General features: G+C 42.2%; 24 protein-coding genes and 1 riboswitch. Of the genes, 5 read left to right on the forward strand and 19 right to left on the reverse strand.

The genetic code is table 11. The features are described from left to right. Nucleotide 1: 1 nt before the first annotated feature. The 3 genes from ACYQ3Q_RS07575 to cooS all read right to left on the reverse strand — a co-directional run bounded on the left by ACYQ3Q_RS07575 (nucleotide 2) and on the right by cooS (nucleotide 3,633). The gene (locus ACYQ3Q_RS07575; RefSeq protein ID WP_459928001.1) at nucleotides 2-520 is read right to left on the reverse strand and encodes a (2Fe-2S)-binding protein; all 519 of its coding nucleotides are present in this window, start codon (nucleotides 518-520) and stop codon (nucleotides 2-4) included. A gap of 123 nt (nucleotides 521-643) precedes the next feature. Then, nucleotides 644-1,429, reverse strand: a complete 786-nt coding sequence (locus ACYQ3Q_RS07580) for an IclR family transcriptional regulator (protein WP_459928002.1) — start codon at nucleotides 1,427-1,429, stop codon at nucleotides 644-646. A gap of 290 nt (nucleotides 1,430-1,719) precedes the next feature. Beyond that, nucleotides 1,720-3,633 carry an anaerobic carbon-monoxide dehydrogenase catalytic subunit gene (cooS, locus tag ACYQ3Q_RS07585; RefSeq protein ID WP_459928003.1) on the reverse strand — a complete coding sequence of 638 codons (1,914 nt, stop codon included), beginning with the start codon at nucleotides 3,631-3,633 and terminating at the stop codon, nucleotides 1,720-1,722. Nucleotides 3,634-3,842: 209 nt separating this feature from the next. Here cooS and ACYQ3Q_RS07590 point away from each other — a divergent pair, with 209 nt between their 5' ends. Continuing rightward, entirely contained in the window at nucleotides 3,843-4,190 is a 348-nt protein-coding gene (locus tag ACYQ3Q_RS07590) for a YggT family protein (RefSeq protein ID WP_459928004.1), read from the forward strand. A 160-nt stretch (nucleotides 4,191-4,350) separates the two neighbouring features. Here the strand turns inward: ACYQ3Q_RS07590 and pdxR are convergent, their stop codons facing one another. Further along, nucleotides 4,351-5,505 carry a MocR-like pyridoxine biosynthesis transcription factor PdxR gene (gene pdxR / locus ACYQ3Q_RS07595; RefSeq protein ID WP_459928005.1) on the reverse strand — a complete coding sequence of 385 codons (1,155 nt, stop codon included), beginning with the start codon at nucleotides 5,503-5,505 and terminating at the stop codon, nucleotides 4,351-4,353. A gap of 126 nt (nucleotides 5,506-5,631) precedes the next feature. Between pdxR and ACYQ3Q_RS07600 the strand changes: the two genes are divergently transcribed. After that, nucleotides 5,632-6,585, forward strand: a complete 954-nt coding sequence (locus tag ACYQ3Q_RS07600; RefSeq protein ID WP_459928006.1) for a DMT family transporter — start codon at nucleotides 5,632-5,634, stop codon at nucleotides 6,583-6,585. Between the two features lie 252 nt (nucleotides 6,586-6,837). Then, nucleotides 6,838-8,061, forward strand: coding sequence for a sensor histidine kinase (locus ACYQ3Q_RS07605; protein ID WP_459928007.1), 1,224 nt, complete (start codon nucleotides 6,838-6,840; stop codon nucleotides 8,059-8,061). A gap of 255 nt (nucleotides 8,062-8,316) precedes the next feature. Here the strand turns inward: ACYQ3Q_RS07605 and ald are convergent, their stop codons facing one another. Then, nucleotides 8,317-9,450 (reverse strand): alanine dehydrogenase, encoded by a 1,134-nt coding sequence (ald, locus tag ACYQ3Q_RS07610; protein WP_459928008.1) that lies wholly within the window; start codon nucleotides 9,448-9,450, stop codon nucleotides 8,317-8,319. Nucleotides 9,451-9,683: 233 nt separating this feature from the next. Between ald and ACYQ3Q_RS07615 the strand changes: the two genes are divergently transcribed. After that, entirely contained in the window at nucleotides 9,684-10,742 is a 1,059-nt protein-coding gene (locus tag ACYQ3Q_RS07615) for a response regulator transcription factor (protein WP_459928009.1), read from the forward strand. Between the two features lie 560 nt (nucleotides 10,743-11,302). On the opposite strand, the gene ACYQ3Q_RS07620 is transcribed toward ACYQ3Q_RS07615, so the two are convergent. Then, the gene (locus tag ACYQ3Q_RS07620) at nucleotides 11,303-11,854 is read right to left on the reverse strand and encodes a cache domain-containing protein (RefSeq protein WP_459928010.1); all 552 of its coding nucleotides are present in this window, start codon (nucleotides 11,852-11,854) and stop codon (nucleotides 11,303-11,305) included. 237 nt (nucleotides 11,855-12,091) lie between these two features. Continuing rightward, nucleotides 12,092-13,096 (reverse strand): homoserine dehydrogenase, encoded by a 1,005-nt coding sequence (locus tag ACYQ3Q_RS07625; protein WP_459928011.1) that lies wholly within the window; start codon nucleotides 13,094-13,096, stop codon nucleotides 12,092-12,094. A gap of 88 nt (nucleotides 13,097-13,184) precedes the next feature. Next, nucleotides 13,185-13,285, reverse strand: a riboswitch (SAM riboswitch). Between the two features lie 173 nt (nucleotides 13,286-13,458). Here ACYQ3Q_RS07625 and ACYQ3Q_RS07630 point away from each other — a divergent pair. Then, entirely contained in the window at nucleotides 13,459-13,869 is a 411-nt protein-coding gene (locus tag ACYQ3Q_RS07630; protein WP_459928012.1) for a putative ABC transporter permease, read from the forward strand. Between the two features lie 185 nt (nucleotides 13,870-14,054). Here the strand turns inward: ACYQ3Q_RS07630 and ACYQ3Q_RS07635 are convergent, their stop codons facing one another. The 12 genes from ACYQ3Q_RS07635 to ACYQ3Q_RS07690 all read right to left on the reverse strand — a co-directional run bounded on the left by ACYQ3Q_RS07635 (nucleotide 14,055) and on the right by ACYQ3Q_RS07690 (nucleotide 25,702). After that, on the reverse strand, nucleotides 14,055-14,525 hold the full coding sequence (locus ACYQ3Q_RS07635; RefSeq protein ID WP_459928013.1) for a NapC/NirT family cytochrome c: 471 nt from the start codon (nucleotides 14,523-14,525) through the stop codon (nucleotides 14,055-14,057). A 190-nt stretch (nucleotides 14,526-14,715) separates the two neighbouring features. After that, nucleotides 14,716-15,381 (reverse strand): DUF1638 domain-containing protein, encoded by a 666-nt coding sequence (locus ACYQ3Q_RS07640; RefSeq protein ID WP_459928314.1) that lies wholly within the window; start codon nucleotides 15,379-15,381, stop codon nucleotides 14,716-14,718. 54 nt (nucleotides 15,382-15,435) lie between these two features. Continuing rightward, on the reverse strand, nucleotides 15,436-15,993 hold the full coding sequence (locus ACYQ3Q_RS07645; RefSeq protein WP_459928014.1) for a DUF2284 domain-containing protein: 558 nt from the start codon (nucleotides 15,991-15,993) through the stop codon (nucleotides 15,436-15,438). Nucleotides 15,994-16,011: 18 nt separating this feature from the next. Further along, nucleotides 16,012-16,347: a DUF6951 family protein gene (locus tag ACYQ3Q_RS07650; RefSeq protein ID WP_459928015.1), complete on the reverse strand. Its 336-nt coding sequence runs from the start codon at nucleotides 16,345-16,347 to the stop codon at nucleotides 16,012-16,014. A gap of 204 nt (nucleotides 16,348-16,551) precedes the next feature. Then, entirely contained in the window at nucleotides 16,552-17,994 is a 1,443-nt protein-coding gene (locus ACYQ3Q_RS07655) for an MFS transporter (protein WP_459928016.1), read from the reverse strand. A 45-nt stretch (nucleotides 17,995-18,039) separates the two neighbouring features. Beyond that, nucleotides 18,040-18,897: a methyl-accepting chemotaxis protein gene (locus ACYQ3Q_RS07660; protein ID WP_459928017.1), complete on the reverse strand. Its 858-nt coding sequence runs from the start codon at nucleotides 18,895-18,897 to the stop codon at nucleotides 18,040-18,042. A 140-nt stretch (nucleotides 18,898-19,037) separates the two neighbouring features. Next, nucleotides 19,038-20,396 carry an MFS transporter gene (locus ACYQ3Q_RS07665; RefSeq protein ID WP_459928018.1) on the reverse strand — a complete coding sequence of 453 codons (1,359 nt, stop codon included), beginning with the start codon at nucleotides 20,394-20,396 and terminating at the stop codon, nucleotides 19,038-19,040. A 287-nt stretch (nucleotides 20,397-20,683) separates the two neighbouring features. After that, the gene (locus ACYQ3Q_RS07670; RefSeq protein WP_459928019.1) at nucleotides 20,684-20,827 is read right to left on the reverse strand and encodes a hypothetical protein; all 144 of its coding nucleotides are present in this window, start codon (nucleotides 20,825-20,827) and stop codon (nucleotides 20,684-20,686) included. A 20-nt stretch (nucleotides 20,828-20,847) separates the two neighbouring features. Then, nucleotides 20,848-22,002 (reverse strand): uroporphyrinogen decarboxylase/cobalamine-independent methonine synthase family protein, encoded by a 1,155-nt coding sequence (locus ACYQ3Q_RS07675; RefSeq protein ID WP_459928020.1) that lies wholly within the window; start codon nucleotides 22,000-22,002, stop codon nucleotides 20,848-20,850. Nucleotide 22,003: 1 nt separating this feature from the next. Then, entirely contained in the window at nucleotides 22,004-22,642 is a 639-nt protein-coding gene (locus ACYQ3Q_RS07680; RefSeq protein WP_459928021.1) for a cobalamin B12-binding domain-containing protein, read from the reverse strand. Nucleotides 22,643-22,740: 98 nt separating this feature from the next. Beyond that, nucleotides 22,741-23,553, reverse strand: a complete 813-nt coding sequence (locus ACYQ3Q_RS07685; protein ID WP_459928022.1) for a methyltetrahydrofolate cobalamin methyltransferase — start codon at nucleotides 23,551-23,553, stop codon at nucleotides 22,741-22,743. 298 nt (nucleotides 23,554-23,851) lie between these two features. Beyond that, nucleotides 23,852-25,702: an ASKHA domain-containing protein gene (locus tag ACYQ3Q_RS07690; protein ID WP_459928023.1), complete on the reverse strand. Its 1,851-nt coding sequence runs from the start codon at nucleotides 25,700-25,702 to the stop codon at nucleotides 23,852-23,854. Nucleotides 25,703-25,771 lie beyond the last annotated feature (69 nt).

The raw sequence follows: 25,771 nt of genomic DNA on the forward strand, positions 1-25,771 counted from the left end.
CTTAACCGTCCTTTCGGGCAACTGCCATCACCGCATCCAGGACATGATAATGACTGTTACACCGACAGAAATTCCCGGAGAGGGCTTCTTGGACCTGCCCTCTTGTGGGAAAGGGGTTCTCGATAAGGAGGGCCTTGGTGCTCATGATAATTCCCGGGGTACAGAACCCGCACTGGAAGGCCGTATGGTCGATAAAGGATTGCTGGATAGGATCAATGGATCCTGTCATAGGATCTCCTAGACCTTCAATTGTAGAAATCACCGTTCCTTCACACTCTACAGTCAAGAGCATACAGGAGAGGACCGCTTTCCCGTCCATCATCACAGTACAGCAGCCACAAGCACCACGATCACAGGAAATTTTAGTACCCGTAAGCCCTAACCTCTCTCTGAGGGTAAAAGCTAAGGTGTGAGACGGAGAGACCTCGTGACAGCCCTCTCCCAAGGCGAATAAGTGGGTATCACCATTGATACTGAGAGTAAGAGTGGAATGGGATTTTTCTTTGGATGTTTGTTCCATTAATAACTTCCTCCCCCATAGTAATCACTTCGACCTTTCGGTTCTCCCTTAAAACTCCACTTATGATCGATCAGCGATACTGTGCACCGGACACTATCGTCATCGAAGTCTCGATGTTCAACCTTAGTTAACGACTTCACACGCAATATACCCTAAGCTCTTAGAAATTAGTTCACTTGCTTCCTTGGTTAGTGCTGCAATTTCCTCTATTTTCGTTCGCATTCGCCTACTAGGCCCTAATACAGCTATTGAAGCGCTTATCTTCTGGTCGTAAGAAAAAATTGGAGCTGCACAAGCCACAATATCTATGGCATATTCTTCAAAATCGAACGCCAGCTGCTTGTGCCTGACCTTAAGCACCGCTTCTCTGAGGGCTTCCTTGTCTATGATTGTGTTTGGAGTAAACGTCTTCAACTCATGTTCTGACAAGTACCTATCGAATTCCTTATCTGGTAGTTCAGATAAAAATATTTTACCGGTTGCTGTGCAATGAGCGGAAAATTTCTTGCCTAGAGGTACGGAAACCTTGATGTCCGAAGGACTTTCCCATTGATCAATAAGCATTGCTTTATCCTTATACCAAATTGTTAAGTGCACACTCTCCCCAGTTTTCTGGGTTAACCCTTGAAGCACAGGTCCAGCCAACGTGCGTATGTCCATACTATTAAAGAGCGCTAAGCTTAATCCAATTAGAGTGGAACCAAGTCTGAAACCACCGGATTTCAGGTTTGATTGCACAAATCCGCCTGATGCCAAAGTGGTCAGGATTCGGTAAACCGTCGTGCGGTTCATATTCAGCTTATTGCTTAGTTCATTGACCGTCCACTCAGACTGTTGAGGGGAAAAACACTTGAGCAGTTCCATCGTTTTTAAAATTACTTTTATCGAGTATTTCTCCTCAGTTTCCAACTCGGCTCACTCCTTGTACGAGGTCCACTTATGTTCGTAATGATAACACAGTGTTCACAATGCAATACTAACATGATATGGTTTTTTCTGTCAATTGTTTTGTGGATTAGGGATGTTGCCAGTTATAATGGGCATAAGCAAGCCTGCACAACAATAAAAATCCTCGACATCGTTTCACTACGAGTCGAGGATTTCTTATACTTTCAATTTCAAACTAAGTATCTGCAAAGAACACGGTGGATCTATTCAGCTTAAAGCTATTGGAGTTTATGAAGCAATTCTACGAAGGTTTAGCTCAATCCTAAGCCCTTCCGCTTGGCCATAATGTGAGCTTCGATGTTGTTGGCCACTTCGACAGGATCATCTCCGAGGGCGACCTTCCCTCCGGTTAGCCCTTCCACATCTTGGGTCAATAATTTGACGAGTTGGGGTGCGCCCGTCACAAAGGGGGTCGGGGATAGATGAGTGTACGCCCCATATGCAACAGCAAATACTCCATCAATCGTCGCCTTTTGCTCCATCCATTCGGGCGCAGACACTGCAATGGGTAATTGCGGTACATCAACATCCAAATGATCTGCCAGCGCTGTGACGAGCATCGAGATTCTTCCTGTATCCGTACAGGTTCCGAAACTCAAGACGGGTGGGATTTTTAAGGCACCGCATATTTCTCCTAGGCCATTACCCGCCATTTTAACGGCATCCATATTACATAGACCCGCCACTTCTAAGGCGTGATTTCCACACCCACCGGAAACAACCAAAATATCCTTTTTGATTAGTTCTTTTGCCAGATTTACAGTGTTCCAATCCTGTGGGCCATTCCTAATGGTCGAGCAGCTCACTAGGGCGACAACACCTTTAATTTTTCCCGCTGCGATGACATCAACGAGCGGATCTAGTTTGTTGCCAAGAGCCTCTAAGACAGCTTCAGTGGAGAATCCCGCAATCGCCTTCTGCGTGATTTTGGGAACCTTCGGGGTAATTGTTCCTTTTCGCTTATTGAAGTTTTCAATACTCAAATTAATGAGCTGATCAGCTATTGCATCAACTTCAGCCGGATGATACGCATACTTATGTTGGAGTCCCGGTACACCGATGATCGTACTGACACTCACCAGGGTTATTTGATATTTTTCTGCATACATATCAATGGCTGGTGGGGAACAGTTCTCATCCATGGCTAGGACATCCACCGTCCCGGTAGCTAAAAGGGGCTCTATGGTCAACCAATTCCCCATTAAACCCACAAAAACATCATCTACAGGAAATCTCTGGACCAATTCTTGTCCGGTTTCGATAGAACCGACGATTCTAAGTCCTTTCGCCCCAGCCGCTTTGGCCCGATCTTGGACTTCCTTCGTTTTGGCCTTTTGAATGGTTGCAACTCCAGGCCATGGTTGGTGACCATTGAACACGATATTAACGTAATCAGGGTCCATAATCCCTAAATCAACATTGACTTCGTGGGGTTTAGGCGTACCAAACAAAATATCTTGGGTCATTTCCAGCCCAATTTGAGCATTATAGATTGTGGCAAGTCCCAAGCGCAAGGCTTTGAGTGCCAATGATACGTAATCTCCATCGACATTAGTTAAGCAACTAGCGACACAATTTTGCTCTTCATGAACGGCACCGGCAGGGTAAATATTTAAGTCCTTCCAGACTTGTTTCCGTTTCTTCGGAGCAAATGCTTCGACCATAAGGTTAGGCTCTTCAGATCCAATATTCATCTGTGCATTAAGGAGATCGGCTAATTGTATGGCCATCTGGTTAGTATCCTGATTCGAATTGAGTCCAAGCTTTTCACACATCCATTTAAGTTTATTAACATCTGTAATATTAAATGGAGTTTTCCCTTCTCCAGTCGCCTTTAAGGTTCTGAAAGCCTCATAGGCATGATGGCTATAGGTCCCCGCTCCCATAATATTTTGCAGAAGCAACTTTCTCATAGCCATGGCATCGGGGCCGATTCCACAGACGCCTTTATCCTGTCCACCCTTTTCACTGATTCGGCAGGGTCCTTGAGCACATTGTTGACAAGTTAAGCCTTGAAGACAAAATTTGCAGCGAATCTTCTCTTGTTGGGTCCAGCGATCGAAAGAATTGGACATACCATCTTCCCGGATACGTACTAGCATCTCTTCAACAGAGTCATGATAACTTACCCGGCCTTCTGTTTTCTCCAGTATGGTTTCAGTCATTACCGATCCCCCTTTTAAGTTACTATAGAAAGTTTGCTCATCAGCAATGGTAAATATGTACATACTATGTAGAAACACACATTTATCTCATTATCTAACTAACTCCCTATAATAGTTGATAACTAATTTCCAAATTAGCCATTCTATTTGTTATAGTTACTATGAAATATGGAAAGATAATAATGTAACTTTACAAGGAGGGATAATAAGTGAACGAAGGTACCGTTATTAACACTGAGCCAAGAAATCGTCAAGCAATAAGAATTGTTTATTATATCTTAGGAGTTTTAGAAGTTTTATTAGCCTTTCGCTTAATCTTCAAGCTATTAGGGGCCAATCCTCAAAGCCTTTTTGTAGCGTTCATCTATTCTGTATCACAAGCCTTCTTAGTCCCCTTCAATGGTATTTTCCGACCAGCTGTCACTAAAGGAATTGAGGCACAGTCAGTCTTAGAGCCAACGACCATTATCGCAATGATTGTTTATGCGATCATTGCTTGGGGAATCGTTAAGTTAATTGAAATCCGCAGGCCTGCGCATAGCAACGAAATCCGGTAAAGGAATGCTTACCTCAGGTGAAGTTTTACTCCATCCGAAAGTTTAGTTGAACTTATCCATGTGCAAGTCATGCAAGCCAAGAACCGTCCCCAACTTGCACACCAACTTGCATACAACTGCATATTACGACTAGTGCAAAGAAACCCCCGTAACGGTAAATCTATACCGTTACGGGGGTTTGGCCATTTTCTTTCATAAAGTCATGCAACAATAAAATTCCATTCCGGATCTCATCCGGTTCCAGATGCCCATATCCTATCAACAACTTGTCTAAATGCTTACCTTTGCGGATACTGTGATATTCCACCGGAGTAACACGAATCCCATAGTTTCGACCCCGCTGTGCAAACTCATTATCAAAACGCATACCTGGAAACTCTAGGGCAAGATGTAACCCTGCAGCATCTCCCCACGGGTGCCATGCTTTCCTGAATGTTTCATCCAGCGTCTGTAAAAGGACATGTCGCCTCTGTCCATATACCCTCCGCATCTGCTGTACATGCCTATCTAGTTTTCGAGTATGCAAGTATTCAGCCAAGGCCGCCTGTTCAAAAGGGGGATTCTGGACATCTGCATGAATACGTAGATACCGCCACTGTGAGTGTAGTTGTTGCGGCAACACCACATAACCGATCCTTAACGCTGGGAATAAAACTTTGCTGAATGTCCCAACATAAATCACCCGTTGCGGATCCATCGAATAGAGAGGAGATACCGGGGCCCCGCAATATCTGAATTCACTATCATAATCATCCTCAACAATATACAAGTTATTTTCCCTAGCAAATCGTATCAACGCGGCTCGACGTTTAGCTGGAAGAATGCCTCCCAGAGGAAACTGATGAGAAGGTGTTACATATACTGCACATGCTCCTCTACCATCAAGATACTCGGTCTGAAGTCCTAGTGCATCCACCGGCACTGGACGCATTGAATATCCTTTACCTTGGAGTGCTCGCAGCATACCGATATGGCATGGGTCCTCTATCAGCATCTCCCGTCCCTCAGTAGACAGTAAATCGGCAATCAAATGTAAGGCTTGCGTTGCTCCAGCAGTAATGAAGATATCTTGTGAACTAACTGCAAGCCCCTTGCTTCGAAATAGCCATGCAGCAATTTCTTCACGTAACGACAGAAGCCCTTCCGGTCCGGAATAACCTAGTTGATTTAATGGCATTTTTTCAAATGCTTTAACGAATAGTTGCTGCCATTGATATCGCGGAAAATATCGTAGATCTGGCTGACCTGTCTTAAAATCAGCCCTGAACGATTGAGCCTGTGGCATTGTTTCTTTCAACTGTTCTATTCCCCACATACTCCCTCCAACTGGACTATTAATATTCTCCTTCAACTGGTTCTGTTGCTAGACCAGTTTATTTTGTATGATTATAACATACCTGATTATTCATCACTACAAAATAAAATTATATGGAGGATGAAAATGGAACGGTTTAAAGGAATGATTTATTTAATGGGTGCTTTTACGCTGGCAGGAACTTCAGTTATTGCAGCACGCTTCGTTTCCGGTCATTTAGGAACATTTACCATTACTGCTACCAGCTTGCTGCTTGCAATTCTTGCTTTGCTGCCGCTTTGCAGAAGCAATCTCAGAAAGACGCTTCAACAGATGTCGGCACGCGACTGGGTTACACTACTTCTCCAGGCAACATTTGGTATTTTTCTATTCCGTATGTTTCTTTTACAGGGTTTATTGTACACAAGTTCAGGTGAAGCCGGAGTCCTAACCGGAGCGACACCAGCAGCAACAGCACTTTTTGCAAGGTTTCTGTTAAAGGAACCCTTATATAAAAAAAGCCTTTTCGGTATTTTCAGTACTATTATAGGTATTCTGTTGTTACAGGGAATATTGTTACCTGGAAATGCATTGACTATGAATCATGTAATCGGGAATATATTGGTTCTCTGTGCTGCAGTATGTGAATCTCTGTTCAATATTCTATCCCGGATCAGTAGTCTTAGAATAGTTGCAGCTCGTTCTCTTCCCATAAATCCCATTGTCCAAACGATCCTTGTATCAGGAATTGCTTTGCTTCTTTGCCTAATACCATCACTATTCGAGCATCCAGTTTTATCGCTTATGTCACTTGGTATTAAAGAATGGTTGGCATTGGGGTGGTACGGTTTGTTCGTAACTGCACTGGCTTTCATTTTTTGGTACGCTGGTATAAAACGCTGCACCGCATATACAGCTGCTGCCTTTTCCGGTATGATGCCACTCACTTCGTTGGTCCTGTCTGTTTTGATATTAGGGGAGCGCGTTGCATTGCACCAATGGTCTGGGGGACTCTTGGTTGTGCTGGGTATGCTTCTGATTGGAGGGTGCCAAGTCAATCTACAACAAACAAGGTTACTGAGTATATCAGCATCTAAATGATACGAACTGTATGAGTGCGGAGCAAGTTGTGTCCCAACTTTTCATACCCTCGCCAACAGTGGGTTCACAGAGTTCGAGTCGATTTAATTTACATAAATTGGGCTGGTAATAAGCATTGAATTAAGTCTATAATCAATTAATGATATACTCATTTTTCAGTCGTATATCATTTGTTATTTGGATACCAATCAATCATCTGGTTGCAAGTTAACTCTAGAAAATGAGTTTAGACATCGTACAGGAGAGGATTGTATGGATCATAAACCAAAGAGCCTATTTCAACTCATTGAAGAGGACAAGCTAGTACGAATCATTGAAACCTTCACTAAGGCCACTGACATCACGATTGATATTAATGATGCCCTGGGTTTTCCTGTGGTTCAGCATGATTACTTTTATGGATTTTGCCGTAGCATCCGCTCCAAAGAGGCTGGTCTAAAGCGATGTATTAATTCCAATGCTCAGCTAGGTTATAATACCGTAGAGCAGGGCAACTCCTGTATGGGCAAATGCCATGCTGGTGTTATGCTAATGTCAGTACCCATCATAGTAGATGATCAGTTCTATGGATCGATTACCTGCGGTCAGATGCTCCTCGAAAAACCACAAACTCAAGAGATTGAAGATATGCTTCACGCTACTTCTGACTTGGGTCTTGATCCCGAACACTTAATCCAATCTTTCCAGGAAATCCAGGTTATAAGCATGGAAAAATGCCAAGCTGCCGGAGGACTTATACAATTTGTGGTAAGTTATATTGTCGAACTGATCTATCGGGCTAAGATGCAAGAAGCGTTAAGCAAAGAGAAATTAAAAGCAGCTGAGGACGCGCGAATCATCGTAGAGCTTGAGCACACGTTGCATAAGGCAGAGTTAAAAAACCTACAGGCTCAAATTAAACCCCACTTTTTATTCAACACTCTAAACACTATCATCAGTTTGGTAACTCTCGGTGAAACTACAAAAGGATTAAACACTCTTTTCGCCCTGTCTAATTTACTAAGGCATAATTTAGATCAGCCAGAAGAACTGGTTTCCTTGTGTGAAGAACTACATTATGTGGAAAGCTATCTTCTTATTCAAAAAACCCGATTTGGAAGTCGACTAGAAGTATCTATAGACGTTCCGGAAAACCTCCAAAATTTACAGATTCCTTTTTTAAGTTTGCAACCTTTAGCGGAGAATGCCTGTATCCACGGATTGGAACCAAAAGAGAGTATTGGCCACCTCTGGATTAAGGCTAGAAAAGTAAACAACCATGTTGTGGAGATCTCTGTGATAGATGATGGAGTCGGCATGCCTTATGATTATGCTGCGATCGATTTGGGCAGGGATCATCAAATTATTGCGGGGATTGGTCTGCGCAATGTTCATAAACGCCTGCAACTTCAATTTGGCAAGGAATTCGGGGTCAAGCTGTTACCTGAACATGGGCTTACTACAGTTAGTCTCTTAATGCCAAGTCAGAAAGTGTAAGTTTCGGGTGGGTCCCTTCTCTCCATCACGACACCTTGCCATCCATGGCGGGTGTTCTAACCTCGAACATCCTTGTTCGAGTCATGGCCAGCGCACTGCAACTGAAGCGACGACACAGGACATGTCTAGTGTCGAATGCACCATGGATGGTGTAGCATTCATTGAAAATGGAAAAAGGACAAGCTTTTGTGCCTGTCCTTTCCTATCTGAGAAAACTTCGGTTAGCTTAAATCGTTCTTAGTATCTTAATCCGGCTTAAAAACTTGAGGGAACTTCCGTCACGTCACTTAATGGCGTGTACTCCAGATTAAGCGCTTCTGCAACTGCTTTATAGGTGAGTTTACCATGGATTACGTTTACACCGCGGGCCAGGGCCAGGTCAGTTCTGATTGCATCAGCATAGCCCAGGTTAGCAAGCTTAAGTGCATAGGGTAACGTAGCATTGGTCAAGGCGAAAGTCGAAGTACGGGCTACTGCTCCAGGCATGTTGGCGACACTATAGTGTATAACTCCAAACTTTTCATAGGTTGGTTCTGCATGAGTGGTCACATGATCAATCGTTTCTACACTACCACCTTGGTCAATAGCAACGTCAACAATCACCGAACCCGGTTTCATAGCTTTCACCATTTCCTCAGTAACCAGCTTAGGAGCTTTCGCACCGGGGATCAAAACTGCTCCAACCAGCAAATCAGCTTGCGCTACAGCCTGCGAAATATTATAACTGTTGGACATTAGAGTTTTGATCCGTGAACCAAAGATATCATCCAGATAGCGGAGACGGGCATTACTTACATCCAGAATAGTAACCTCTGCTCCCATTCCAATCGCCATTTTAGCGGCATTAATACCAACGATACCACCACCAACAATCGTAACTTTAGCAGGGGAAACTCCAGGAACCCCACCTAAGAGAATACCTTTTCCACCATATTGCTTTTCCAGAAACTGAGCACCAATTTGAGTTGCCATACGCCCGGCTACTTCACTCATCGGGATGAGTAAAGGCAAGCTGCCGTCAGCAGGCTGAACAGTTTCGTAAGCAATACCTACGACATTTTTCTTGAGTAACGCTGCTGTCAAGGCAGGCTCTGGAGCCAAGTGAAGATAGGTAAACAGTAGTTGACCGTCTTTGAACAGATCATATTCAACAGCCAAGGGCTCTTTAACTTTCATGATCATTTCCGCACGGGTATAAACATCTGCCGGAGTCGCCAAGACTTCGGCGCCAGCGGTAATGTATTCCTCGTTACTTATTCCACTGCCAAGACCAGCATTATTTTCAACGACAACTTGGTGGCCGGCTTTGTAGAATGCCACTACGCCAGCGGGAGTAAGAGCAACACGGTTTTCATTATTCTTAATTTCTTTAGGTACTCCGATAATCATTTTAATAATCTCCTTTCAATATGGGAACGTTTAGTACCTTTATCATCTCACAATTATGTTCTAAAGCCAGACAAAACAATGTGCAATGTTCTTAGGATGTTGTCAGATTATTTGAATAACTTATTAAAATTTTTACCTAGAGTATTAAGATTTTGTAATGCATGCATGTTAAAAGAAAGTATAATTAATGTAGCATCATATCATAAGCAACAGATCTTAAGGGTGGTAGTAGGATGTATAGAGTATTACTAGTGGATGATGAGGAATTAGAACGCAAGATTATATGCTTTATCTTACAAAGTTCCGGCCTCCCTATCACAATAGTTGGAGAAGCTACCAATGGGCGTGAATCATTAGAAAAGGTTCATCTCACACGCCCTGATTTGATTATCATGGATATCAAAATGCCCGGAATTGACGGAATTGAAGCAACCAGACAAATTAAGGCACTTTACCCTGCCACAGAAGTCATTATTTTAACTGCCTATGGTAAATTTTCTTATTCTCAGCAGGCTATAAAAGCTCAAGCCACAGATTACTTACTCAAACCAATTCAGCCACAACAACTGATCGAGGCTGTAAAACAGGCTATGGATAGATTTTCCCTTAGAAAGTTTCAACCTGGTCCTACTCTGGATTTGACAGGACTTGAGGAGCAAGTAAGAGCAGGAAATCTTAAGGAGGGCAAACGTCAATTAGCGCTTATCCTTGAACTTCTTGAGCAGCTCGCTGCTTCAAACCAGATTCCACAAACAATTCTTCTAAATTCTTTTGCTGTACGACTCATGATAATTGTCATACAAGTTACCCTTTCTGCAGGTGCTGATCCCGCCGAAGTTACTTCAATTGAAAATGAGCTTGCCCAAGATTTATCCCATGTATCCTCCCTCGATGATATAAGATATTGGGGGGAGATAATGCTGGAAAAATGTATTGGTTTATTAGGTTTAAATCAGCCGTTTAATCAATCCCAAGTCTTAGTAAGTAAGGCCAAGGACTATATCGAATCTAACTATACCCATAATATTTCACTTAATATAGTGGCAACTCATGTCCACCTCAGTCCCGCTTATCTCAGCCGGATCTTTAATAAGCATACAGGTATCAGTTTAACAGACTATCTGGCCCAAGTACGGCTCAAGAATGCCAAACAACAATTGCGTAGATCAACTGCCACAATAGACCAAATAGCTGCTGCTACCGGGTTTAATTCCAGTAGCTATTTTTCAGCCATTTTCAAAAAGCACGAAGGTATTACCCCCTCTGAGTATCGAGCAAATCATACCTTTTAACCAGGATCAGAGTCATTTTAGTCACCGGAAGGGATGCAGAAATTGAGTCAATTCGACTGCATAATTAAGAGGAATTGAGCGTTTTAGCGCGAAATGTTACGTAATAGTTTATTTTTTTCTGTTTGGGCCTTCGTTCTCTGTTAGCTACCAGAGACTTACTATGCCCTCTGTTGACTTCTGCCAACTCAGCCAAACTTCACAGTCTGGGTTCCGAAGTTACTCCGGTGGTTGGCAGACCTCCCCGGGTAAGAACGCTGTCTTTCTCTCCATCTACCCGCCTCATTTACTCCCTGAAAGCTTCGGCAGTAAGGATTTCGTCTTGGTCGTAGACTCATCCACTTTTAAAGAGCCTTATATGAGATTCGTGTTCCTCAGGCCGGAGATTTGCCGCCGGCTTTTCTTCAGATTCCACCTGGCAGTGGACACCCTTGCCTTAAGCATGGTTACTACTGCCTTCACCATTCGGGACTTTCACCTTAGAGAGACAGCGCCCATGCCGGGCGCACTATTCGAAGAACCGAGGCTAAGCCTCGGTTCTGTATTGTTTGCCTGGTCCTTACTTATTCCTGCGGTACTGATACCGTCATAACTGCCACAGTCTTATCGCTACTATCCTTAAAGGGAATATAGACCTTCAGATATCCGCCGCTTAGAGTACTAGTAGTCGTTCCACTTTTCATAACCACTCCAACAGTTTCTGGGGTGGCATACCCTTTTAGAACCCTTGCGGTTCCTTGTAAGATACTGGAAGACATTCTTTCTTCGCCTACGAAAATAGATACCCCCATGGTATCCGGGAACAAGGCTGCAACGTCATCCACTATTTTGTGATTACCATTTTCAGTGTAGGCACCTTTACTTAAAGTGGTTCCGGTTACTTTCCAGTCCCCGGGATAGTTTTTACTAAGCAGGTCATTTATTTTGGTTTCCACATCAGCCCCGCTTACTTTGCCCCCAGGTTGAACTGGGGTTTCAGCGGGATGCCCTTCCGGTGTTAGTGTCGCATTGTTGGGTTGGGGTGCGGGTGCTGGAGTTACAGGTTTTTTTGCACAACCAACAAAAGAAACCATTAATATCAGGATAGTTACAACCAGGAAAAGTTTCTTAACCATTGTTCCTCCTTATTTGTTGTAAATGAGCGGTTTAGATAAATCAGACTGTATACCACTCTCTGTTAACAGCATTGACCATTTTTCAGAAAGCCATTCATCCAATCGCGAGACTCCCTCGATATTCAAGCTTAGTTGAAACGAGTTCACTCTTATGCAATTTGACCCTAGTATAAAAAGGCGTCTTTAAAGTTTTTCGATCCCCTAGAAGCTGACCTTAAGAAAATTGCTTGGGATATCTTATCTCCCGGCCTGTAGAAAACCTCTATCGCGCTCCACGAGAACCCTCTCCGCCGCCTCCATAATATCGCCCAAAACAGCCCCTCCTGTGGCCAACCCACCCGCTCCCGGGCCGCTCCAGAAAAGCTCGCCAGCTAAAAGTGTCCGCAAAGAGAGAGCATTTTGCACCCCAGAGACTCGACTTAACAAATCGGTATCCGGTAACCATTCGACTCCAACTCTAATCTCTTGCTTTTGTGGTTTAGCACGAGCAATCAATTTGGGAATGCGTCCTTGTCCCTTCTCCAAAGCAATTTGCCCTTTATCCAACTGTTCAATTCCAGACATCGTCACATCTTTAAGCTGAATATCCAAATCAAAACACTCTCGACAGAGAATTACTAATTTACAGGCAGCATCTAAGCCACTAACATCCATTGAAGGTTCAGCTTCGGCATACCCTGCTTTCTGAGCAAGACGAAGTGCTGTGGAATAATCTTCGCCTAAATCATACATCCTGGTCAAAACAAAGTTCGTTGTGCCATTAAATATCCCTTGGACTTCTTCCACTCGATCTCCACAAAGGCCCCGTTGAATTGTGCGTAGAATTGGGATTCCGCCTAAAACACTTCCTTCATAGAGCAGGCCAGTCCCATTTCGGAGGGCAAGAGCCTTGAGTTCTGGGCCGTGTAAAGCAAGCAACAACTTATTGGCAGTTACAACCTGTTTTCTTTGCTCCAAGGCTTGCTTAATGTAGGCATAAGCTGGTTGTTCTCCTCCCATTACTTCTACCACGATATCAATTTCCGGATCCTCCAAAATATCTCGGGCATTCGTTGTAAATTCAGGTAAGCCAACTAGTCTTTTCTTTTTAGTATCTTGAACCAAAGCTCTTTGAATTTTCAGTGGAACGCCAAGTCGACGACTAATATTATTAATCTGCAAATTAATTCCTTGGACAAGACCCTGCCCTACTATTCCAAACCCCAGTAACCCCACTCGTACATCCTCTTTATCATTTCTCAATAGTCTATCCCCTTTTCTTCTGAGTTTGTCTGAGGATAATAAAAAAACTCTTCTATTCAAAGAAGAGTTTGCAGATAGCCTTCAGCTCAACTCATCTTTCAGGAAAATCCTGCAGGAATTAGCACCACTGCCTCAAAGGCCGGTTGCTGGGTTTCATCGGGCCAGTCCCTCCACCACTCTTAATGAGAACTTTATATTTAATTATCTTCTTATGATATACCACTTAACTAACATTTGTCAATAAATTTAGATCAAATTGACCGTAATCAACCATTAGAACCTTGATTGCCCCCTCCCTCTTTTTCCAAAAGATTCCTACCTGAAAGATGTATGTTCTAATTTTGTCTAACCATACTAAATCTATGAGAACACTTAAGCGCTTCTTAATTTACGGAATCATTGGTCTTGTCCTTGAGGTCATCTATACGGGTTTTGCCTCCCTCTTCAGAGGGGATTTCAGCATGCAAGGGTTTACCTTTTTAGTGATGATGCCCATTTATGGGCTGGCAGTCTTTCTCGAACCCATGCATACCCACATACGGTCTTTTCCTTGGTGGATCCGCGGACTGGGATATTTAGCTATGATCTGGATGATAGAATATTCTAGTGGTCTTATTTTGGCAGGAGTCTTAGGTGATTGTCCCTGGCACTATAGTGACAAATTAAACGTCAATGGATACATTACCCTTCGTATGGCCCCCGAATGGTTCCTTGCTGGATTGGGATTTGAAATCCTTCATGATTTTTTAGACGAGTTGCCTTTCGAAATCTAATGGGGCTACTCTGGCACCGCTTTGAAGTCTATAGAAGAGAGGATTGTGGCACCACAATCCTCTCTTCAACATTCTCTCTCCCCCTCTTGTTTAACACCCGAACACTCTAATTGCATCCTTTTCTATAAGTAGTTTCAACGGTTAAAGTGAGAATCCCTTTAAAGAATAGTATTTTTTTTACAATACTATTCTGCCAACTCATCAAATTTTTTATCAACGCCAAGACCATTTTTATGACCCGTATCTCTATGGCAATTGTTGCACCCTACACCGTTTTTAATAAGCTTGGCATGGTTTTTAGGCATAAGTGGTGCATTTGTTTCAGATTTAAAATTACCTGTATGACAGTTGATGCAATTAGTATCATAATAAACCGCCCTAAAGGAAAAGTATTCACCTTTAATATGCAGACTTAAATTCTTTATGCCGCGAAACGTTGTATCTAGTCTGTGAAACGGTCCTCTGGTTTTATGACAGTCCATACAATCGATATTTTTATGAGGCGATTCTTGCCAAGATGCATGGTATGGCTCAACTTCGTGGCATTTCTTACACGATGAAGGATCCATATACCAGGCATAGGTAAACCTAAAAGAGATATATACTACTAAAAAAATTAATCCAAAAACGATTAACCCCTTTTTGTAAAATTGCATACTTTTGTTCCACCTTCTCCCTTTATCTCTTAATAGAGTTCTCATTTCTCATTTATTAATTCATAGATGAAGGGCTTGACCAAATTAATCAGCCAAGCCCTAATGTATTTCATACCACCCATTATCTGAGTAGAACTCATGCTCTCTCCTAAGAATAACGCAGCCATTATCACTGCAGAAATCACTTCTTCTATCCCTGACTAGTTGAAGAGACCACACCATAGTTTAGGTGTATGGGTACTCCCGGCGGAACTATCAGAAAATCTTCATCCCATTCTTCCAAGAATGCCTTAGTGATCAATTTTAAAGTACCTGGAACAATTCCCTGTTTAAGATTTAACTTTGTAGCGAACTCAGCTGTCCTGTTCATTACAAACTCTAAATTATAAGTCCCCGTGTCAATGAAATTGAGGTTGGAATAATGCGCAAACATAGCCCGAAAAATCCGCAGGGCTCTGTCCTCACCATATTTCTCTAAGCACTTTTCATACTCCCAGTAGATATTTTTTTCATACCGTAACCAACCATCTGTCAAATAAAAGGCTGGGGTCTCCGCACTTAGGGCTAGACGATTCTTATTTCCACCGAGCAACAAGGATATACAATCTTCAACCTTGGGAACCACTAATCGGGCCTGTGCAGAAACAAGACCCTCGATGCTATTGCCACAATATCCAAACAACAGAAGAATATTCTCCGCGCCACTAATCTTGTCGATTTCTACTTGGATCCTTCCCTTCAGCTGCGCAGGATAATTGTGTAGACCTGATTCAACCCACACGATCGGGAAAGGGACTGGCAAGGTCATATAGACAGCCTTAAGTTCGTCCTCAATTGTTTGACAGGCTATGCCCACTGTTTTCAAGACTACCACCTCGCTTCTATTTCCCATGAAATTCACTTTGTGAGCTTATAAACTATTGAACAATATTAAGGCTACATAGGAAACAGTATTTTTCCCATTGTTATAGGGTATTCCGGAGGCTTTCACCAAGTCCATTACGTCAATTCCATTGGCCTCAACGGATGACACTGCCTTATCTGGAAATTTACATTTCTCTCCTACTAAATAGGCACACTTTGTACAATAGGTACACGGCCCCGCATTCAGTGGAAGTATTTCTTTAAAGTTATAGTTATTCTCCATACACTCTAGTATCTTTCTGAATATCTTCGTATGATTAACCCCTCCCTCTAGCATGCCTTTCCAGTCAAGAGAACTTGCTATCGGATGGACCGTCTGGAACAAAAGACCCTGCTTAAAACTCAAGGCCCTCTCTTTCAATTCTTGGAAAGGACCTACAGCGGGAGGGCACATCCAGTTTTTATTGTAAGAACCACATGAATTCTGTTCACATAGCTTTCTGAAATCCTCATTAAACTTGATCTCAGTCACTTCGGCAATTGAAGCATGGGTTGCATTTAATGCTAAGGCGTCTTCGACTAGATTTCTTATAATAGTTTCCATAACAATTGCCCCACCTTTTTACTTCGTTACGCTAATACTAGCATTTTGTGGCAATGCCAAACCGGCTGCCACTTCCACCGTTTTCAGTATTCCAGAGACTCCAGGACAGCTAGGATGCGGGCTATATTTCGCAAAAATTTCATAAACCTTCCCAGTATGAAGTTTATTCAGAATTTCTTTGTAGGCATCAACTTCCGTTAACTCGTTGGCGATCTTTTGGTAATTAGGACAATCGCTTGTTATCTCTAATTTTATCATCTTGCTTCTTCGAGAATTTGATTGACTTTCATCGCTCACTGCCTTGACATTAATGGTAAAACCGCAGGCCCCACAGTGAATAATTCCTGTCGCCATCTTAGTCCCTCCAATACTTGCAATTAAAAGTAGGTCCCGAATGTTTAATTGACTATTTTCCTTACAAGTGCATTATCGCATTATTTATTCAAGAAGTCCCGTACAATGCTGATTTCAGCCGTCGGGACTTCTTGATTCGATGCGAACTTATCATATCGCAACATGTCCAAGGGTTAGAAGGTACCTTTTAATGCAGAAACCAATTTATTTTGGCAGTAATACATTACTACTATTATCCGCAAGTTTCGTACTGACTCCCATGATCATAATACAGCTGATTCCCATTAAAACGCCATCTAAAATTAAGGGCGTTCCCCAGCTTCCTGTACTATCTCGAATGGCACCCGAAATCACCGGCGATAATACTGCACCAATTTCAGATACAAGATTCAACATTCCAAACGCTGCTCCGCGCAAATGAACGGGTGCAATTTCTGAAGTAAGGGCATGGGCAACCGCTTGCAACGCGAAAAAAATTAAACCAGAAACAAAGAGAATAACCGATTGTACAACCATATCATTTCTTCCGGACATGACATAAGCTGCAAAGACAAAGATAAACACCGTCAAAAGTGCTTCCATCGCGATTAAGACATTGCGACGACCATTCGGTTTATGGGCTACCATATCGGAGATTTTTCCACCTAAAGGAAAACCGATTACCCCAGCAATAGCATTGAAAGAAATAACCAATAAGGCCGAAGTTAGAGTACCGCCACCAAACTCTTTGATTACGGCGCCTCCCCAAAAACCATAGAACCAGAGGTGCCATAATATCGCAATATACGATATATAGATGAGAACAAGATTTTTGTCCCTTAATATCGGGTTAACTTCATTACCTTTCTTGATAAAGATAAAGGCAATTAGTACAAACGCTAGACACGTTAAGAGAATGGCAATGATCACATCATTTAAGTGTAGAGCATTCGTTATAAAATAGACAGCCATAATGGCCACAAAGAATACGCTAGAATACTTCAGCAAATTGAAGAAAGCCTTGCCAAAATTCTCAGAACCAATTTTCCCTTGAGGTCTCAGTGCCTTCCGAATAATGAAGGCGACGATAATTGTGACTGTCCCCAAGATAAGAAAGGGCGCTTTCCAAGCATTGACACCCATGGCAGGTTGAGCCCATTCTATTAAGTATACTGTTCCTACCAGAGCGGCAGACAAACCTACTGTAAGTCCGCCCATGACTACTCCCATGCCTAAACCAAGCTTATTGGGAGGAGTGACTTCTGCAACTAGGGAGCGGTCATTTGAATAGAGTACTCCCTCACCTAATCCGGTGAGGACCCGCAAGGCAATAAAAGCCACTAAGCCACCAGTCAATCCCGTTAATAGAGTGGTAATTCCCGCCCAAAAAATACTGATGACCACAATCGTCCTATAACCAAACTTGTCCCCAAAGTAACCTCCGGGAAATTGGGTCAGCATATATCCAGCGAAAAATAAGCTTCCTAGCAAACCACCAAGGGCATGAGGGTTACTGGCAGCCTCTAAAAAACCAACCTTGTTAGCAATCATCCAAGTAACGACTGGCCCCGTCAGAGTCCTGTCAGCATAGGAAACTATCCATCCAATAAAGAGCATTAGCCAGATTGTATGATACCTTTGCCATCCTTTTTCTTTCTGCGCTGTCATGTAACCATCTCCTCCTATGATGCCTATTTGATAGGCAAGAAGTAGTTATACCTTCTTCTGACTGATTATTTCATCTACCGTTTGAACCTTTGCTAAATCAGATAGTTGCTTTGCGATAGAGACAATTTCATCGGTCGTAGCAGCCATTTCCTCAGTTGCTGCAGCTTGGTTTTCCGATGAAAGGCTTGTTTTATTGATTCCTCCACTGATAAACTCAATAGCCTCTTTTATTTCTAAAAGCGACCCTGCCACCTTTTCTGCTGACTCCTTACTTAAGCTTGAGAGTTTGCCCATTTCTTTAGCTACGACACTAAATCCTCTGCCTGCCTCTCCCGCCCTCGCTGCTTCTATAGATGCATTTAAGGCTAGGAGGTTTGAATGTTTGGATATACTTTTAATATCCTCTATTATGCCATCGATGGCCTTTATCTTTTTTTCAGTTTGCGAGCTGAATTCATCCATTTCTCTGATAAACGTTGATAGTTGTTGTGAACTTGAAGCAATTTCCTCAATACCAGCGTTCAATTGTTCCATAGAGGAAAAGAGCTTAGAAGTACCTTCTTCGATTTTTGCTTCTTTTTCTATGCTTTTGGAAACCGATACTATGGCAACAACCTCTCTATTTTCATCAAAGACTGGTGTAAGAAGACCTTTGGCAGGAACTCCGAAGAATCTTGTAGGAACTATTGACGATAATTGTTCTTTGGATTTCTTTACCAAATTAAAATTTTCCATATTCTTAATTGGATCCCCAGCTTTGGAGGGCATTTTAAGTTGACCTGGTGCATAGGCCGCGATAATCTCTTTTCTAAGATCAAACACAATAACGGTAATATCGTCCTGCATAACCCCATTTAAGCTTGGCATTATCTCAATAAATTTTTGGAGGTCTCTTTCTTCCATATACCTAACCCCTTTATGAACGAATGATTTAGCGCTGGATTTGAATCCATTCATTCAAGCTTTAATTACAATAAGAGAGATGGGCTTAATCATCTCTCTTATTTGGAATTCTTCAAAAAGAAACTATCTTAGCCGTTAATCTAGGCTTTTCTAGCAGCAATTTCTTCTTGCATTTTAGCCAGACTTTGAGGTGTAATTTTATAAAGGAAGATAATGAACATCAAACCTGCAAGCATTATAATCGCTGGAACTAGAGTCAACCCGTTTTTGATAGATTCTACTAGTACTGGTGTAGCCTTCATATTTGCAACATATCCTGCTCCGGCCAGCACAGCCGTGATCACAACACTTCTTACAAGAATAGCCGTCTTGATTGGGAAACTAATTAGAGACATGATAAATCCTCTGGCATTCTTGCCGGTTTTCCATTCACCATAATCAACCGTCGATGAATACATAACAACACCTAAAGCATCAGGCATGCCATATCCTAAATAGGCGATGAACATGATGATCATGAAGGAAACATAATTCATAGGTAAGGCCCATACCGCCAAAAGCCCGACTATAAAGATTGAAAGTGACAAAATATAGACATTTCTTTCACCAAACTTCTTAGCAAGTGGATTTGCAATCAAAGCTCCAACGAACGTAACAACGTTAAGCCCCGTCATGAAAATCGCAATTACAGCCAGATTATTGACAACATATTTAAAATAATAGAACGCTAGTCCAAAGATAACAAACCTACCTAAATATCTTCCAAGTTCACCCAACATCAAGCCGATAAGTGGCGGGTTGACTACGATCTGTTTCAGCATCTCGCCAATAGGCATTTTTTCGGCAGGTTTTCCTGTTTGAGCAGAGGTTCCGTGGAAAGCATAGTCTTTGGTCATAAAGAACAAGGAAAAATAACAAGCAATCATGACAATTCCAGTAATTATAACGGTTAGCGTATATCCCGTCGCAGGGTCTCTTCCTTCGCCAAGGGCCAAAATCATCTTCATACCGATTAAGGAAAACACGATAGCACCTAAGGAATTAAACATCCCCCTGTTTGTAGACATCGCAATTCTTTCTTCTCTGACCGTTGTCATCGAGGAATTCAAAGCAACATGTCCAGCATAAAAAATATTCCAAATTAAATGACTGACAACAAATCCGATGGTGATGATAACAGCATTCATTGTTGGGGAGCCGATTTTAGAAAACTGCAAAATAAAGAACAATGCCGCAAAAGGTGGTCCTACAAGTAGCCATGAACGGTATTTACCCCACCTCATATTACTCTTTTCCAATATAACTCCCGCAGTAGGAACCCATAGGATATCAAAGATGCTTGTAACCATCAATACAGTTCCGACAAGTGCCATAGGAAGCTTGGCAAAATCTGTTAGAAAGGCTGCAAAAAAGAATACCTCCATATTGACAAATAACTGGAATCCAAATGAGGGTAATCCGTAAAGATTAATAATCGATTTCTTTAATCCCTTTTCCATAATAATCTCCTCTCAAAAATAAATTTCTTTACTTTTACTTTGTTGCTAGAGTTAATAAACACAAGGTGATCAAACAAATACTTCCCCTCTTGCACCTCCATTCTACTAAAATAAATACTGAGTTTTAACCGGTGCAGCTGGGCTATCAAAAGAATATTCTGAAACATCTCAGAGTAAATGTGGGCAGCCCCTCCCCCATAAAGCCTTCCGTTTTGCAGTACGTGCATAGTGGTTCCTAACGAGGTCTGGTGTTGCCCTATGATTCAGCGCCTGAAAACTAGCTTGACTTACAATAATAAATCCATGATAAAGGTAAACATTGCATCTTCATACTTTTCGATTTTTGGGGCGATTGCATGTGTAGGCTTTCCCTCTAATTCCGGGTGCTCTGCTAAATATTCTTCCCAAGTCTCATAATATTTCGAATCCATTTTATCCTCTCCCCCCAGTATTAGTAGGTTCCGTTTTCATGAACATACTCCAAGACAGCTCTAAGATTTTCTACAACTGGACCATTGGCTTCCAAATGTATAATGCTCTTATCCGCTTGCCACCAATACCTTCCTCCTGGGGCAAGAATGTCCAATAATTCTTTGGCCTTATCTACACACTGTTGCTTAGTTCCCGTTTGTAACATAGTCACAGGATAGAATCCAGAAATAATGTGTTTTTTGCCCAGTTTTTCCTTAACAAGTTTGGCATCTCCATATTCAAACCTCATAATTGTGTTTTCCGGTAATTCATACAGATAGTCGAGGTATCTCATCCAGTCGTGTTCCACAAACAGTTGGACATTTTGGCCCATTCCAGCCAATGTCTCGACTAACTTTTTAAAGGTTGGCCAGTATAAGGTTGCAAAATCTTTATCCCGCAAATAGGGAGCCATGTGCAGCGGAATAAATGTATAGCCTAACATCGAAGGATTCGGGAGAGTCCCTTTCTTAATCATCAGTGGTAATACCGCTTCGCAGGCTGCCACTATCTTATCCGGATATCGCCTGACATCACCCGAAATTCCTTTAAAACTTCTAAGGAAGTCTGCCATAAAATCAAATGGAGCTTCAGTTAAGGCACCGATCATGGTTGCATAGCCATATTTTGCATTCAGTTTTGCTCTAATCGATCCGAGGTATGCCAAGTCATCAGATTGAGCCCGCATCGCTTTAGCTAATGTCATTGCCACTTTACCGGGCTCCCCGTTAAAGCCAGTGTATAAACGTGGCAAAACTGTTTCAACAATACAATCATAAGGGGATGCGATAAACTGGTCATATTCCTCAGCCAACAAGCCCACGACTTCAGGATGCTGCATGAATCCGCTAGAACTCATGACAATAGGGGTTGACCCAAGAATTTGATAGTGTGAGGGAATTCGGATAGAACCACCAGGATAAGTGTCGGTATAGAAATCTTGACAGAACTTATCATAAACGGGCTCTAACTTTGTTAAATCCCATTGACATTCAGCTAGGTCCAAACCAGCGTATTGAATAGCAAAATCTTGAGTTGCTGGGTTGCTGATCGGTACTCTTTTGGGAGTTTTTCCGCTAAATAGATCGCGGAAGATCTGATTCCGTTCATTCGTCATAGCTACGCCATCTGCCATATTATTCCACCCACCCTTGACAAGTTTTCAGCCCTTCAGCTGCGTTTGTCGTGAAAGCATCCGCACCGATTTGCTTACAAGCGTCTTCATTAACAGGATTCCCACCAATAATTATTTTTACACTGTCTCTTAGACCTGCTTCGTTTAGGGCATTAACTATCTTTTTCATGGAATCAATAGCAAGGGTCAGAACGCCACTCATCCCAATGATTTGTGGTTTAACTTCTTTCACCTTCTCGACAAACGCGCTGGGCGATACGTCAATTCCTAAGTCGTACACCTCAAAGCCTGCGGCTTCTGCCATACTACCGAAAATATTCTTCCCAATATCGTGCAAGTCTCCCTCAACAGTACCAATAACAATAGAACCAACTTTTTGCGAGGCAACACCAGTTAACACAGGTTTTAGTAATTCAATGGTCTTGGATAGTAATTCTCCGGCAAAAATCAAGTCTCCAACGTAGTATTCGTTCTTTTCAAACAGCTCTCCGACGATCGCCATACCTTGCTGGCAGGCAAAAACAATCTTTTGGGCATCTTCACCACTAGGGTTTGTAGCTACAAAATCATTGATCATAGTTAAAATAGCTTTTTCATCGAGATCTCCTACCGCTTGAGTTAATACCTGTAAATCGAGCATAATTAAACCTCCTCAAATCTTAATAAATTATTGAATATTATTTGACTTGATAACCTGTTTTATCCGACTAGTCAGGGCAATCTAACAAATTACGCGCATTACGCCTCAACCTTTAGAGGGCCGACCTTATTTTTGCGGTAAGCATTCAAGTAATTTCTACAAAAGCGATCTTTTCCCAGTAACGCATCTGTAACATACAGTGTCGTCACCATATCCCGACTACAGGGATCCAAGATGGCAGAATCCATACCCGCATTGATTGCAAGGGTTAAGAAGTGTTGATTAACCACTTTTCTTAAAGGCATTCCGAAAGATATATTGCTTAGCCCAGAAGTTACTTTAATAGTAGGATATAAGGTTTTCACTTCTTTTAAGGTCTCGACAAAGTTTAATAGAGATTGATTATCTGCAGATAGCGCCATCACAAGAGGGTCAATGTGGATCCTATCAGGGGTAATATCATAAGTTAGAGCCTTTTCAACCATAACTTTTGTAATGTCTACCCTTGTCTGAATGTCTTTCGGAATACCCCTACTATCACACGTCAGTGCAATAACTTCCCATTTTGTCCCTTTAATGATCGGGTAGATTATTTCGCATTTTCCACCTTCTTCAGAAACGGAGTTAATCAACCCAGGGCGTTTAGCATACGGGAAAACCTTTTCAATAACATGTGGATTTGGACTATCGATACACAACGGTGTATCCACTGCGTTCTGAACGATGTCCATAAGCCATATTAGAGTTTCTACTTCGACATCTGGTGCAGTACTTGCACATATGTCAAGATAATCAGCGCCTGCCTCAGCCTGCATTAAGGCAAGATTTCTAATGAATTCTTCGTCCTTTTGCTCTATGGCCTTTTTGACACTTGGTATGGTTCCATTTATTTTTTCGCCAATGATAATCATTTAAGTTTCCTCCTTTGATGTCATAGCTATTCCTGTATATACATGTCTTATGGCATTATATTATCAATATTCAATTATTTTGTCAAATATTCTTTTTCACAATCCCTTTCTTTAGAAATCTGTCATCATTTAGGAAATTTCCTGAAAACTATTTGCTTGGCATCGTAGCTTAAGTGTCCCAATAATCAAGACTCGAATAGAGCTATCGAGATCAGACACAGCCAGGAATAAAAAAGAAGCACTGAACATTTTAATCAGTCCAGTGCTTTCTTTACTTATACGCATCCATTTTTTCTGGCTATTCAATGTTAAAATATGTGCATTCACCGAAAATACTATTGAATCTAGGGTAACTGCCCAATTCGACAAATTTGACAAGGTTAGCGATATCCCTCGCTCTACAGAATTCATCTGAAGAAAGCAATGCTAATTTAGCTCCAGTACCAGCTGCATTACCGATCATTTTAATTTTACTTTCCAGTTCAAGGGGAATCAATCCTATGACACAGGCGCTATGCGGGGTCAAATAGTTTCCAAAGGCCCCAGCTAAGAGAACCTCTTTAATATCTTGGGCTTGGATACCATAGGTCTCCATTAGAACTCTAACCCCTGCCGCCATAGCTCCTTTGGCCATCTGAAGTTCCCTGATATCACTTTGGGTAATCATAATAGGTCTGCCGTGACCGGTTGAATCTGCTTCAGCAAGCAAAAATGCTCCTTGCCCCTCATACTGTATGAGATTTTCCTTAAACCTTTGGGCCGCAGGATTAGTCAGTTGCTCGAATTCCAAGAATTTCCCTCTCTTATTAAGAATACCGAGTTCCACCAACCCTGCGACCGTATCAAGTAAAGCAGAACCGCACACTCCTAAGGGTTTTTCTCCCCCAATTACGGAATACTCAAGCTTGTCCCGATAATACACATGGTCTATTGCCCCAACGGCGCCCCTCATCCCACTACTGATCTGAGCCCCTTCAAAGGCCGGGCCTGCAGCAGCCGAACAAGCAACCATCTTTTCTTTTGAGCCAAGCGCAATCTCACCATTAGTACCAATATCTATTACGAGCTTAATATCTTCACTGCGGTCTAACTCGGTGGCCAACAACACCGCTACTGTGTCGGCCCCCAGAAAACCGGCAATATTAGGTAGCATGAACACTTTCCCAGCCTGATTGATGCTAATCTTGAGTTCCGAAGCATCTAATACCAAAGGCTCACTGAGGGCTGGTACATAAGGGGATACCGCAATACTCTGAGGATTTATGCCCAGAAAGATATGATGCATACACGTGTTCCCTGCGATAGAAATCCCATAGATTTGGTTACTGAAAACAGAAGCCTTTTGTGCCACTTCGACAACTAGCTTATTAATGGCCTCAACTACAGCACTCTGGAGTTTTATTAGACCGTTTTCTTCATGGTTCGCAAAGGTGAGCCGAGAAATAACATCTGCCCCAAACGCAGTCTGGGGATTAAGGGTAGAAACCACACTTAACTCTTTTCCAGAATAAAGATCGAGTAAATAACCCACAATAGTAGTCGTTCCGATATCGAAAGCCATTCCAAGCATCATTTTCGTGGAATCCTGTGGTTCGATTCCAGCTACTGTACTTTCATACATAACAGCAGTAATACGGTTATTGGCCCCTCTAAGGATATCTGGCATCTGTCTTAAAACAGAGACCACTGACTCTAATTCACGATCCTGATACCCTTGTTTAACTAAACTTTCCTTTAGGCGACGCCAATCAGAACTCTGATTCTCACGCGAAGGCTTATCAACTTCAATAAATACTTTGCGGAGTTGAGGCGCTATTTGGAACGCCCTTTCCTCAGACGCTATTAAGATGTTGTGAGCAAGTTTTTTTTGGTTTGGCAGCTCTACTATTAAGTCACGATGTACAGTAGTCAAGCACGCTAAACGAATACCTTCGTCTAACTCTTTACCCTGAAGCATTTCTTGTTCTCTGGTAACCGATGTCGTCAATCCCTGAGAAATCTTGACCCGACATTTTCCGCATGTTCCTCTACCACCGCAGAGGAAATCAAACTCTAAGCCCACATCATTCATGGCTTCCTTTAGGGTGCTACCCTCCGCCACTTCTGCTAATACGTCACCAGGTTGAAAAACCACTTTATGATAGTCCAAAAAGATCCCTCCCCTTGTGTCATTAAAACGCTCTGCTTCGGACTTAGGCTGAACTTGTCAGTTAAAGCA

The organism is Desulfosporosinus burensis (assembly GCF_054657535.1).